Source organism: Citrobacter sp. Cpo142 (assembly GCF_030332425.1).
GTDB lineage: Bacteria > Pseudomonadota > Gammaproteobacteria > Enterobacterales > Enterobacteriaceae > Citrobacter > Citrobacter portucalensis.
This window is the reverse complement of record NZ_JAOWHW010000100.1, coordinates 1-12037: the sequence shown is the minus strand read 5'-3', so window position 1 is coordinate 12037 and position 12037 is coordinate 1. Positions and strand designations below refer to the sequence as shown.

Genomic DNA, 12037 nt, shown 5'->3' with positions numbered 1-12037 from the left:
GCCGTACAAAATAAAAAAAGCCGGCACGCATCGCGTACCGGCTTTATCAGTGTGCTAATTAATCAAAACGTAGCTGAGGCATAACTTCTTTCACCTGCGCCAGATAATCGGTGCGATCCGAGCCGGTCAGACCTTCTGTACGCGGCAGTTTCGCCGTCAGAGGGTTCACGGCCTGCTGGTTGATCCACACTTCGTAGTGCAGGTGCGGACCGGTTGAACGCCCGGTGTTACCTGACAGCGCGATACGATCGCCACGTTTCACTTTTTGACCTGGTTTCACCAATAGCTTACGCAGGTGCATATAACGGGTGGTGTAGGTGCGACCATGACGTACCGCAACATAGTATCCGGCAGCGCCGCTACGCTTCGCTACGACCACTTCACCATCGCCTACCGACAGTACTGGCGTCCCCTGCGGCATCGCAAAGTCGACACCTTTGTGCGGCGCTACGCGTCCAGTCACCGGATTCAGGCGACGCGGGTTAAAGTTCGAGGAGATACGGAACTGTTTCGCCGTCGGGAAACGCATGAAGCCTTTCGCCAGCCCGGTACCGTTACGGTCATAGAACTTACCGTCTTCAGCACGGATGGCGTAATAGTCTTTGCCTTCAGAACGTAAACGCACGCCCAGCAGCTGGCTTTGCTCGCGCTTACCGTCCAGCATTTCGCGAGACATCAGCACTGAGAACTCATCGCCTTTTTTCAGTTTGCGGAAATCCATCTGCCACTGCATGGCCTTAATCACCGCGCTGATTTCAGAGCTGGTCAGTCCGGCCTCTTTGGCGCTGGCGACAAAGCTTCCGCCCACCGTGCCTTTGATACGGCTGTTAACCCAATCGCCCTGCTGCATTTCGCTGCTCATTTTGAAACCTGTCGCAGTGCGATCGTAAGTGCGGGTTTCACGGCGGGACACTTCCCAGGTCAGGCGCTGCAGGTCACCTTCCGCGCTTAACGTCCAGGATAACTGTTGACCAATTTTCAGATTGCGCAGTTCTTTATCGGAAGCAGCGAGCTGACTGATGTCGCCCATATCGATGCCGTACTGATTAAGAATACTGCTCAGCGTATCGCCTGTGGAGACGACATACTCATGCACGCCGGCTTCACCAGACGTTTTGTCATCCAGTTCATCCTGCGGAATGGCTTCGTCTTCCTGCGCGGCCTGATCGATAGGTTCACTGGCCTCAGGCAACAGCGAACGAATCTCGCTTTTTTCCAGCTCGATAGTTTTAACGATGGGTGCAGAATCGGGATGGTAAACATAAGGCCGCCAGACGGCGACGGCCAATGTCAGTACGGTAAGCGACCCCAGCATAACGCGATGGGGTCGCGGCAGATTATTAAATGCCAGAGCGACAGAGCGGGCTATCTGTTGCACGTATTCACTTCCTCATTAATCTCCTTTCAGGCAGCTCGCATACTGGTTGGCTAATTGGTTCAAAAACGCTGAATAGCTTGTTTTACCCAGTTTGATATTCGTTCCGAGCGGATCCAGCGTTCCCATTCGAACGGATGTCCCTCTCGCGACGGCTTCAACGACCGCTGGCCTGAACTGTGGCTCAGCAAAAACGCAGGTTGCTTTTTGCTCAACCAACTGTGTTCTTATTTCATGTAAACGCTGCGCACCAGGTTGAATCTCAGGGTTCACGGTAAAGTGACCAAGCGGTGTTAGTCCGTAGTGTTTTTCGTAGTAGCCATAGGCGTCATGAAAAACGAAATAACCTTTTCCCTTGAGCGGTGCGAGCTCGTTACCTACCTGCTTATCGGTTGCGGCTAATTGTGCCTCAAAATCCTTCAGGTTGGCGTCAAGTTTGGCTCGACTTTGCGGCATAAGTTCCACTAATTTTTCATGGATTGCAACCGCTGAGGCCCGCGCTATCTCTGGGGAAAGCCAAAGATGCATGTTGTAATCGCCATGATGGTGATGCTCGTCACTTTTTTCACTGCCAGCATCATCGTGTCCATGATCGTCATCGTCGTCATCGGCACCTTTCATGAGTAACGGTTTCACGTCATTGAGCTGCGCAATCGTTACCTGTTTCGCGTTAGGAATATTCTTGACTGACTTCTCCATAAACGCTTCCATCTCAGGTCCAATCCAAACAACTAAGTCCGCGCCCTGTAAGCGTTTTACGTCTGATGGACGCAGTGAATAGTCATGTTCGGAAGCCCCATCAGGCAACAGAACCTCAGTGTCTGTTACCCCGTCTGCAATAGCTGAAGCAATAAACCCCAGCGGCTTGAGCGAGGCCACCACAGCGGCATTTGCTGCCTGTGTTGCACTACCCCAAAGAGCAGCGGATAATGCTGCGAAAAGAAGCGTATTTTTATGTAACATAATGCGACCAATCATCGTAATGAATGTAAGAAATGTGATATTATAACATTCTATAACTTCTGCAAGACTAAAATTGATATGACGACTTTGGTTTCACTGGAAAATGTCTCGGTCTCTTATGGTCAACGCCGCGTCCTGTCTGACGTATCGCTTGAACTTCGACCCGGTAAAATTTTAACGCTTCTCGGCCCAAATGGCGCCGGGAAGTCTACGCTGGTGCGCGTTGTATTAGGGCTGGTAGCGGCTGATGAGGGAGTTATCAAGAGTAGTGGGAAATTGCGCATTGGCTATGTACCGCAAAAACTGTACCTCGATACTACGCTGCCACTGACGGTAAGTCGGTTTATGCGCTTACGTCCCGGTACCAAAAAAGAGGATATCCTTCCGGCACTGAAGCGCGTTCAGGCTGGGCATCTGATGGATGCGCCGATGCAAAAGCTCTCTGGCGGGGAAACACAACGCGTCCTGTTGGCCCGTGCTTTATTGAATAAACCTCAGCTACTGGTGCTCGATGAACCAACCCAGGGCGTGGATGTCAATGGGCAGGTCGCACTGTACGACCTTATCGACCAGTTGCGACGTGAACTGGATTGCGCCGTGCTGATGGTTTCCCATGACCTGCATCTGGTGATGGCCAAAACCGATGAGGTACTGTGCCTGAACCATCATATTTGCTGTTCCGGTGCGCCGGAAGTGGTTTCTATGCACCCGGAATTCATCTCCATGTTCGGGCAACGCGGCGCCGAACAACTCGGAATTTACCGTCATAATCACAATCACCGCCACGATTTACAGGGTCGTATCGTCTTACGCCGGGGAAATGGTCACTCATGATTGAATTGTTATTACCCGGTTGGTTAGCCGGGATCATGCTGGCCTGTGCCGCTGGCCCACTCGGCTCGTTTGTAGTCTGGCGTCGAATGTCTTATTTCGGTGATACGCTGGCCCACGCTTCGCTGCTGGGGGTCGCCTTTGGCCTGCTGCTGGATGTAAACCCTTTCTATGCGGTTATCGCCGTCACTCTGTTGCTGGCTGGCGGTCTGGTATGGCTGGAGAAGCGCCCTCACCTTGCGATCGATACCTTGCTGGGTATTATGGCGCACAGCGCGTTGTCATTGGGGCTGGTTGTTGTCAGCCTGATGTCCAACATCCGTGTGGATCTGATGGCTTACCTGTTTGGTGATTTGCTCGCCGTGACGCCAGAAGATCTTATCTCCATCGCCATCGGCGTGGTTATTGTTCTGGCGATTCTGTTCTGGCAGTGGCGTAACCTGCTGTCGATGACCATCAGTCCTGATCTGGCATTTGTCGATGGTGTGAAGCTGCAACGCGTGAAGCTGCTGTTGATGCTGGTTACGGCGTTAACGATTGGTGTGGCGATGAAGTTTGTCGGGGCGCTGATTATCACCTCACTGCTTATCATCCCTGCGGCGACCGCCCGTCGCTTTGCCCGTACGCCGGAGCAGATGGCAGGGGTTGCCGTTGGAGTGGGAATGATAGCGGTTACAGGCGGGCTGACCTTCTCGGCCTTCTATGACACCCCGGCAGGTCCTTCCGTGGTGCTGTGCGCCGCGCTGCTGTTTATTTTCAGCATGATGAAAAAGCAGGCGAACTAAGCATGCGTTGCCCGGTGGCGCTGCGCTTACCGGGCCTACAAAATCGCCCAGGCCTGATGAGCGTCACGACATCAGGCACTAAGGCATCTGTGGCGGTGTAATGCCAAAATGGTTCCAGGCGCGCACGGTTGCCATACGTCCACGCGGCGTACGCTGCAGAAAACCTTGCTGAATCAGATACGGCTCCAGCACGTCCTCAATGGTTTCACGCTCTTCCCCAATCGCCGCTGCCAGGTTATCCAGTCCTACCGGTCCGCCAAAGAATTTATCGATAACCGCCAGCAGCAGCTTACGGTCCATATAATCGAATCCTTCCGCATCCACATTGAGCATATCCAGCGCCTGGGCGGCAATATCAGCCGAAATCGTGCCGTCATGCTTCACTTCAGCGAAATCGCGTACCCGGCGTAATAAACGGTTGGCGATACGCGGCGTACCGCGGGCGCGGCGTGCCACTTCCAGCGCGCCTTCATCGCTCATTTCCAGGCCCATAAAGCGTGCGCTACGCCCAACAATGTGCTGCAGGTCTGCCACCTGATAGAACTCCAGGCGCTGCACAATACCAAAACGGTCACGCAGCGGAGAGGTTAACGACCCGGCGCGCGTCGTCGCCCCGATTAGCGTGAACGGCGGCAGATCGATCTTAATCGAACGGGCAGCCGGCCCTTCACCAATCATGATATCCAGCTGATAATCTTCCATCGCCGGATACAGCACCTCTTCCACCACCGGTGACAGACGATGAATTTCATCGATAAACAGCACATCGTGGGGTTCAAGGTTGGTAAGCATTGCCGCCAGGTCACCCGCTTTTTCCAGTACCGGACCGGACGTGGTGCGCAGGTTAACACCCATTTCATTGGCGACAATATTGGCAAGCGTGGTTTTACCAAGACCTGGAGGACCGAAAATCAGCAGGTGATCGAGAGCGTCACCGCGCAGCTTCGCCGCCTGGATAAAAATCTCCATTTGCGAACGGACCTGAGGCTGGCCAATGTACTCTTCCAGCAATTTTGGGCGAATCGCACGATCCACCAGATCTTCAGGGGTAGTGCTGACAGCCGAAATCAGGCGATCTGCTTCAATCATCCGTTACCTCACAATGCCGCGCGAAGCGCTTCACGAATCAGGGTTTCACTGCTGGCATCAGGGCGGGCAATTTTGCTCACCATGCGGCTGGCTTCCTGTGGTTTATAGCCCAACGCCACTAGCGCAGCAACCGCTTCCTGCTCGGCGTCGTCCGTTGTCGGACTTGCCGGAGACGTCAGGACCAGATCCGCTGCTGGTGTAAAGAGATCACCATGCAAACCTTTAAAGCGGTCTTTCATTTCTACAATCAGGCGTTCTGCGGTTTTTTTACCAATACCCGGTAATTTCACCAGCGCGCCCAGCTCTTCGCGCTCCACGGCATTCACGAACTGCTGAGCAGACATACCGGAGAGGATCGCCAGCGCCAGCTTCGGTCCCACGCCATTGGTTTTGATTAATTCTTTAAACAGCGTGCGCTCTTGCTTGTTGTTAAAGCCATACAATAGCTGAGCATCTTCTCGCACCACAAAATGGGTGAAAATAATCGCTTCTTGCCCGGCTTCCGGCAACTCGTAGAAACAGGTCATCGGCATATGCACTTCATAGCCTACCCCGCCCGTTTCCAGAAGGACCAGCGGGGGTTGTTTTTCAATAATGATGCCTCTGAGTCTGCCTATCACGTGACGCTCCTGCGTTAAGGGCTAAAAGGTAATGCGCTATCATAAAAAAAGGCTGGATAGATATCCAGCCTCATTTGTCACTAACGTAATCGACCTCGCGCCAAATTCAGCCTCGACTCGCTCATTTGCATGGCGTTCTGACTGACATGGCAGTGGGTAATGGCTATCGCCAGTGCATCCGCGGCATCCGCTTGCGGATTCGCCGGGAGTTTTAGCAGCGTGCGTACCATATGCTGGACCTGGCTTTTTTCCGCGCTACCGATCCCCACCACGGTCTGTTTTACCTGGCGGGCCGCGTATTCAAAGACCGGTAGATCCTGATTGGTCGCCGCAACGATTGCCACGCCGCGAGCCTGTCCCAGCTTTAGCGCCGAGTCGGCGTTCTTCGCCATAAAAACCTGCTCAATGGCAAAATAGTCCGGCTGAAACTGGGTGATGATTTCCGTCACGCCCGCGTAAATCAACTTCAGACGTGACGGTAGATCGTCGACTTTGGTGCGAATGCAGCCGCTGCCGAGGTAGGTCAGCTGCCTGCCGACCTGACGAATAACACCATAACCGGTGATGCGCGACCCCGGGTCAATGCCGAGAATAATAGACATCACGCATCTCCTGTTATTTTATGGCTTAACCACATCATTCTAAGGTGGCAGCAACCTCATCGGAGATTTCACCGTTGTGGTAAACTTCCTGCACGTCGTCGCAGTCTTCTAGCATATCGATCAGACGCATCAGCTTCGGCGCTGTTTCTGCATCCATATCCGCTTTGGTGGATGGGATCATAGACACTTCAGCTGCGTCCGCTTTCAGACCAGCCGCTTCCAGCGCGTCACGTACTTTGCCCATCTCTTCCCACGCGGTGTAAACGTCAATTGCGCCGTCGTCGAAGGTCACAACGTCTTCAGCACCTGCTTCCAGCGCCGCTTCCATGATGGCGTCTTCGTCGCCCTGTTCAAAGGAGATTACGCCTTTTTTGCTGAACAGATAAGCCACGGAACCGTCGGTACCGAGGTTACCACCCGTTTTCGTGAACGCGTGACGCACTTCCGCAACGGTACGGTTACGGTTGTCAGACAGACATTCAATCATAACGGCTGTACCGCCAGGACCGTAACCTTCATAGATGATGGTTTCCATGTTGGAATCTTCATCACCACCCACACCGCGCGCGATTGCACGGTTCAGGGTGTCACGGGTCATGTTGTTAGCCAGCGCTTTATCAACCGCTGCACGCAGACGCGGGTTAGCATCCGGATCGCCGCCGCCCAGTTTAGCCGCCGTCACCAGCTCACGAATTATTTTGGTGAAAATTTTACCGCGTTTAGCATCCTGCGCTGCTTTACGGTGTCTGGTGTTGGCCCATTTACTATGACCTGCCATAAATAATATCTCCAAAAAGCGCGCCTTTTCAGGCGACGTTAATTACAAACTCTTCAATCGCCTGCCGGTTACTCCACGACTTGGTTAATTGGGCGGCTTCAACCGCATTAACCCAACGATAGGTCAGATGTTCGGTGAACACGATCTCTCGTTCTGAGGGAAGTGCCAGGCAAAACCAGGATTCAGTATTACGTTCAATTCCCGGTGCATAGCGATGACGTAAATGGCTAAAAATCTCAAACTCCACCGTGCGCTGACAGTCAATTAAGGTCAGTTGCTCAGATGCAACATCAATGGCGACCTCTTCCTTTACTTCGCGCATAGCGGCTTGCGACGCGGTTTCACCTTCTTCAAGGCTGCCGGTGACCGACTGCCAGAAATCAGGATCGTCGCGTCGCTGTAACATCAGCACTCTCCCGGTGTCCTTTGCATAAATCACGACTAACACCGAGACAGGCTGTTTATATGTCATATCAGTTATTCTCGGCCTTCTTAACAACCTGAATGCTCAGTTCCGCCAGCGCAGCTGCGTTGGCAAAGCTTGGCGCTTCAGTCATCAGACACGCTGCAGCCGTGGTTTTCGGGAAAGCAATAACGTCACGAATGTTGTCAGTACCGGTCAACAGCATAGTCAGACGGTCCAGACCAAACGCCAGGCCCGCATGCGGCGGTGTACCATATTTTAGCGCATCCAGCAGGAAGCCGAATTTCTCACGCTGTTCTTGCTCATTAATGCCCAGAATACCGAATACGGTTTGCTGCATGTCGCCGTTGTGAATACGCACGGAACCGCCGCCTACTTCGTAACCGTTGATGACCATATCGTACGCGTTGGCAACCGCGTCTTCCGGCGCTGCTTTCAGCTCAGCGGCCGTCATATCTTTCGGCGCGGTGAACGGGTGATGCATTGCGGTCAGTCCGCCTTCACCATCGTCTTCAAACATTGGGAAGTCGATAACCCACAGCGGCGCCCATTTGGCTTCGTCGGTGATGTTCAGGTCTTTACCCAGTTTCAGACGCAGCGCGCCCATCGCGTCGGCAACCACTTTCTTGTTGTCGGCACCGAAGAAAATCATGTCGCCGTCTTGCGCGCCGGTACGTGCCAGAATCGCTTCCACAATTTCTGCGTTCAGGAACTTAGCAACCGGGCTGGTAATACCTTCCAGACCTTTCGCACGTTCGGTGACTTTGATGTAAGCCAGACCTTTCGCGCCGTAAATCTTGATAAAGTTACCGTAATCGTCAATTTGCTTACGGCTCAGTGCAGCACCGCCCGGTACACGCAGAGCAGCTACGCGACCTTTCGCATCGTTTGCCGGACCAGAGAACACTGCAAACTCAACGTCTTTCACCAGATCGGCAACGTCCACCAGCTCCATCGGGTTACGCAGGTCTGGTTTATCGGAACCGTAACGACGCTCAGCTTCGGCAAAGGTCATGATCGGGAAATCACCCAGATCCACGCCTTTAACTTCCAGCCACAGGTTACGTACCAGCGCTTCCATCACTTCACGCACCTGCGGTGCGGTCATGAAGGAAGTCTCAACGTCGATCTGGGTAAATTCAGGCTGACGGTCAGCACGTAAGTCTTCATCACGGAAGCATTTTACGATCTGATAGTAGCGGTCAAAACCCGACATCATCAGCAGCTGTTTAAACAACTGAGGTGATTGCGGCAGCGCGTAGAATTTACCTTTATGTACGCGAGAAGGTACCAGGTAATCGCGCGCGCCTTCCGGCGTTGCTTTGGTCAGCATCGGTGTTTCGATGTCGAGGAAGCCGTGGTCGTCCATAAAACGACGCACCAGACTGGTGATTTTAGCACGCGTTTTCAGGCGCTGCGCCATTTCAGGGCGACGCAGATCTAAATAGCGATACTTCAGTCGCGCTTCTTCGGTGTTGACGTGGTTAGAGTCCAACGGCAGCGAGTCTGAACGGTTGATGATGGTCAGATCGGAGGCCAGTACTTCAATTTCGCCCGTCGCCATATCGGCGTTGACGTTTTTCGCGTCACGCGCACGCACAGTGCCCGTAACCTGGATGCAGAACTCATTACGCAGTTCGGAGGCCAGCTTTAACGCGTCCGCACGGTCCGGATCGAAAAATACCTGCACGATACCTTCGCGGTCGCGCATATCGATAAAGATCAGGCTACCAAGATCACGACGACGGTTGACCCAACCACACAGAGTCACCTGCTGCCCCTCGTGGGACAGACGTAGCTGTCCGCAATATTCTGTACGCATGAGATATCCCTTAACTTTGCCGCAGGCGGATTGTCACCTGTCTCGCAGATGACGAAGTCGCAGCTTTAGCTGAATGTCACAACTGAATGAAAAAAGGCGGCTATTATACTGGAAATTCTGCCGCACGATAAGAGCCTACTGGGATAGACTCTCAGTCCGGTACTGACTGTACGCCTGTTTCCTGGACGGGCATTGCGTAATCTCACAAAAAATAACAAAAATTGTCGCCCCTTTCACACTGATTCGCGATTAAGGTGTAACGGAATTCTTTTATTACTGGAGTGACCATGCTGGAATTGAACGCTAAAACAACCGCCCTTGTCGTGATTGATTTACAGGAAGGGATCCTGCCTTTCGCTGGCGGGCCTCATACGGCACATGATGTGGTTACCCGCGCCGCGCAGTTGGCGGAAAAATTCCGTGCCCACGGTTCCCCGGTGGTAATGGTGCGCGTCGGCTGGTCTGACGATTACGCCGAAGCGCTGAAACAACCCGTAGATGCTCAGACTCCGGCAAAAGCGTTGCCCGAAAACTGGTGGGATTACCCGGCGGCTCTGGGGAAATGCGCCAGCGATATCGAAGTGACTAAACGCCAGTGGGGAGCCTTCTATGGCACTGATCTGGAATTGCAGCTGCGTCGCCGGGGCATCGATACCATCGTCCTGTGCGGCATCTCTACGAACATTGGCGTGGAGTCAACGGCGCGAAATGCGTGGGAGCTGGGTTTCAGTCTGATCATTGCAGAGAATGCCTGTAGCGCCGCCAGTGCTGAACAACACCAGGGCAGCATGACTCACATTTTCCCGCGCATTGCGCGCGTTCGCAGCGTGGAGGAGATTCTGCAAGCGCTATGATCTATATCGGTTTACCCCAGTGGTCGCATCCAAAATGGGTGCGTCTGGGGATCACCAGCCTTGAAGAATATGCCCGCCACTTTAACTGCGTGACGCGGTAATTTTTAAAATCACTAAAGAACGCCCAAGAGCATGTGTTTTCTTTAGGTTAATCAGTGCATTATAAGACGCCTCCATATGAAATTCGGTTAAGTTCATATGAGTTAAAATGTCCCAACCATGCCCCAAAACTGGCATTTATGCCCCATACATGCCCCAAAAACCTTCCTTAAAAAGCTACGTGCCCAACCGTTGACGCTGTATAAATAAACAGTATAAATTGCGTGCAAAATCATTGTTGCTTTGGAGGCGGTATGTTCGTTGAGTTGGTGTACGACAAACGGAATGTTGAAGGATTAACAGGTGCCAGAGAAATAATTCTGAATGAGTTAACAAAGCGAGTGCACCGGATCTTTCCGGATGCAGAAGTGAAGGTTAAGCCGATGCAGGCGAACGGCTTAAACAGCGATGCCAGCAAAAGCGATCGGGAGAAGCTGAACCGCATGCTGGAGGAAATGTTTGAAGAATCCGATATGTGGTTAGTTTCGGAGTAGTGCCAGCTTTTACCAAGTCCTTTTCATACCTTTCTGGATACGGGAAACCAAATTCCCGTATTGGATGAACCATTGCCGCCCTTTTTTAAAGCTGCTCTACCAGCGGATAAAAATTATGATCCTCGCGCTGCATTCGTTCATGCACCTTGCGCAACACTACATTCGCGTCGCGGCGAAATGCCTCGTCACAATTGATAAGCTTATTTGCCGTATTCCAGCGACGGGAAAACTTTTCATACTCGGCAACAATATCAGCCATCTCGCGCTGAAAATTTACGCTCATTGTTTTTAGCTTTTGATCGTTCACCTTTTCCAGATAAGGATATAAAAACTGATCTTCGGCAGAAAGGTGTACTTTAATCACAGAACTCATACTGATAATGGTTTGAGCGATTTCTTGCGCATGAGCCGTCACACCCGCCCGGCTAAGCTCCCTGAGGCGGCTAATTTTATGGATAATCTCGGCATGCTGGATCTTCATTTTATCAATATTCACTGGGGAATCCCTTAATGAGCTTTGCAATTTATAACATATATATTAAATGCATCTTTAAAAATAAGCAATCTGAGTTGTTTTTATTAAATTTTATAAATTTACGTTATGTAAATACATAATAAACAAAATTTGAATGCAAATATAAAGAGATCTATTGCCAATCTTCGGAATTTTTCTATCGTACATATGTCTCAAAACTGCGCCAATGCCGCCTCAAGAGATATCGCAGCATCAGTGCTGTTGATAAAGTGCGTCACCCGCCTCATAACCTCAGCCTCTTCAGCTGCATCACCTTCGATCGCTTCGCCGTCATCCGTGATTAACGCTTTCCCCCTAAGCTTCGCAAACTGCGTCCGACCTCCGGACAGAATCAACAGCGCATCACCCTGCTGTGGGCGCGTGACCGGGACGATGATCGCATAACCCGCCGACGTCTCGAGGATGCGACTGTCGGGAGTCATGCAGACACTGGCTGGCGTAACCCGCTGCTCTATATAGTCGGTAGCTGGTGAAGGAAAGCCCATGTTTACGCCCTCTCTTGAATACCGGATAAAAACACAGTATAAATACTGTATATCCATCCAGCAAAGGAGCAATGAGCAATGTTCGTGGAACTCGTTTATGACAAAAGGAATTTTGATGGTCTGCCAGGTGCAAAAGATATCATTCTGGGCGAGTTAACCAAGAGGGTTCACCGGATCTTCCCCGATGCTGATGTTCGGGTAAAACCGATGATGACACTGCCGGCGATCAATACTGATGCCAGCAAGCATGAGAAAGAACAGATAAGCCGTACTGTTCAGGA

15 protein-coding genes and 1 pseudogene are annotated in these 12037 nt (G+C 52.0%); 6 read left to right on the top strand and 10 right to left on the bottom strand.

From position 1 onward, the window contains the following. Positions 1–58 precede the first annotated feature (58 nt). Positions 59–1378 carry a murein DD-endopeptidase MepM gene (gene mepM, locus OGY18_RS05995; protein ID WP_003833825.1) on the bottom strand — a complete coding sequence of 440 codons (1320 nt, stop codon included), beginning with the start codon at positions 1376–1378 and terminating at the stop codon, positions 59–61. A 15-nt stretch (positions 1379–1393) separates the two neighbouring features. Next, positions 1394–2338 carry a zinc ABC transporter substrate-binding protein ZnuA gene (znuA, locus tag OGY18_RS05990; RefSeq protein ID WP_063940898.1) on the bottom strand — a complete coding sequence of 315 codons (945 nt, stop codon included), beginning with the start codon at positions 2336–2338 and terminating at the stop codon, positions 1394–1396. 78 nt (positions 2339–2416) lie between these two features. Between znuA and znuC the strand changes: the two genes are divergently transcribed. Both znuC and znuB read left to right on the top strand, forming a co-directional pair. Then, complete coding sequence (gene znuC, locus OGY18_RS05985; RefSeq protein WP_286552264.1) at positions 2417–3172, top strand: zinc ABC transporter ATP-binding protein ZnuC; 756 nt, start codon at positions 2417–2419, stop codon at positions 3170–3172. Next, positions 3169–3954 carry a zinc ABC transporter permease subunit ZnuB gene (znuB, locus tag OGY18_RS05980; RefSeq protein WP_003833831.1) on the top strand — a complete coding sequence of 262 codons (786 nt, stop codon included), beginning with the start codon at positions 3169–3171 and terminating at the stop codon, positions 3952–3954. The genes znuC and znuB overlap by 4 nt, the downstream gene beginning before the upstream one ends. Positions 3955–4032: 78 nt before the next feature. Here the strand turns inward: znuB and ruvB are convergent, their stop codons facing one another. The 6 genes from ruvB to aspS all read right to left on the bottom strand — a co-directional run bounded on the left by ruvB (position 4033) and on the right by aspS (position 9289). Continuing rightward, a complete protein-coding gene (gene ruvB, locus OGY18_RS05975; protein ID WP_003034872.1) occupies positions 4033–5043 on the bottom strand; it encodes a Holliday junction branch migration DNA helicase RuvB in 1011 nt (336 codons plus the stop codon). Between the two features lie 8 nt (positions 5044–5051). Continuing rightward, a complete protein-coding gene (gene ruvA / locus OGY18_RS05970; RefSeq protein ID WP_003034869.1) occupies positions 5052–5663 on the bottom strand; it encodes a Holliday junction branch migration protein RuvA in 612 nt (203 codons plus the stop codon). Positions 5664–5743: 80 nt separating this feature from the next. Beyond that, a complete protein-coding gene (ruvC, locus tag OGY18_RS05965; RefSeq protein ID WP_003034867.1) occupies positions 5744–6265 on the bottom strand; it encodes a crossover junction endodeoxyribonuclease RuvC in 522 nt (173 codons plus the stop codon). A 34-nt stretch (positions 6266–6299) separates the two neighbouring features. Next, positions 6300–7043, bottom strand: a complete 744-nt coding sequence (locus tag OGY18_RS05960; protein ID WP_003833836.1) for a YebC/PmpR family DNA-binding transcriptional regulator — start codon at positions 7041–7043, stop codon at positions 6300–6302. Between the two features lie 28 nt (positions 7044–7071). Continuing rightward, positions 7072–7515, bottom strand: coding sequence for a dihydroneopterin triphosphate diphosphatase (gene nudB, locus OGY18_RS05955; protein ID WP_003034863.1), 444 nt, complete (start codon positions 7513–7515; stop codon positions 7072–7074). A 1-nt stretch (position 7516) separates the two neighbouring features. After that, on the bottom strand, positions 7517–9289 hold the full coding sequence (gene aspS, locus OGY18_RS05950) for an aspartate--tRNA ligase (RefSeq protein ID WP_003833841.1): 1773 nt from the start codon (positions 9287–9289) through the stop codon (positions 7517–7519). A 287-nt stretch (positions 9290–9576) separates the two neighbouring features. Here aspS and OGY18_RS05945 point away from each other — a divergent pair, with 287 nt between their 5' ends. From OGY18_RS05945 to OGY18_RS05935, 3 genes and pseudogenes are all read left to right on the top strand, one after another. Then, positions 9577–10143 carry a hydrolase gene (locus OGY18_RS05945; protein WP_286552262.1) on the top strand — a complete coding sequence of 189 codons (567 nt, stop codon included), beginning with the start codon at positions 9577–9579 and terminating at the stop codon, positions 10141–10143. Beyond that, a pseudogene (locus OGY18_RS05940) lies at positions 10140–10235 on the top strand (hypothetical protein); the annotation flags it as partial. The gene OGY18_RS05945 and the pseudogene OGY18_RS05940, both read left to right, overlap by 4 nt. A 261-nt stretch (positions 10236–10496) precedes the next feature. Next, on the top strand, positions 10497–10736 hold the full coding sequence (locus tag OGY18_RS05935) for a DinI family protein (protein ID WP_000497460.1): 240 nt from the start codon (positions 10497–10499) through the stop codon (positions 10734–10736). An 85-nt stretch (positions 10737–10821) separates the two neighbouring features. Here OGY18_RS05935 and OGY18_RS05930 read toward each other — a convergent pair whose 3' ends face one another. Both OGY18_RS05930 and OGY18_RS05925 read right to left on the bottom strand, forming a co-directional pair. Next, positions 10822–11232 carry a hemerythrin domain-containing protein gene (locus OGY18_RS05930; RefSeq protein ID WP_048216170.1) on the bottom strand — a complete coding sequence of 137 codons (411 nt, stop codon included), beginning with the start codon at positions 11230–11232 and terminating at the stop codon, positions 10822–10824. Positions 11233–11423: 191 nt separating this feature from the next. Next, positions 11424–11756, bottom strand: a complete 333-nt coding sequence (locus tag OGY18_RS05925) for a hypothetical protein (RefSeq protein WP_003841689.1) — start codon at positions 11754–11756, stop codon at positions 11424–11426. Between the two features lie 78 nt (positions 11757–11834). Between OGY18_RS05925 and OGY18_RS05920 the strand changes: the two genes are divergently transcribed. Continuing rightward, on the top strand, positions 11835–12037 hold a 203-nt coding region (locus OGY18_RS05920; RefSeq protein ID WP_286552259.1), incomplete at its 3' end, for a DinI-like family protein.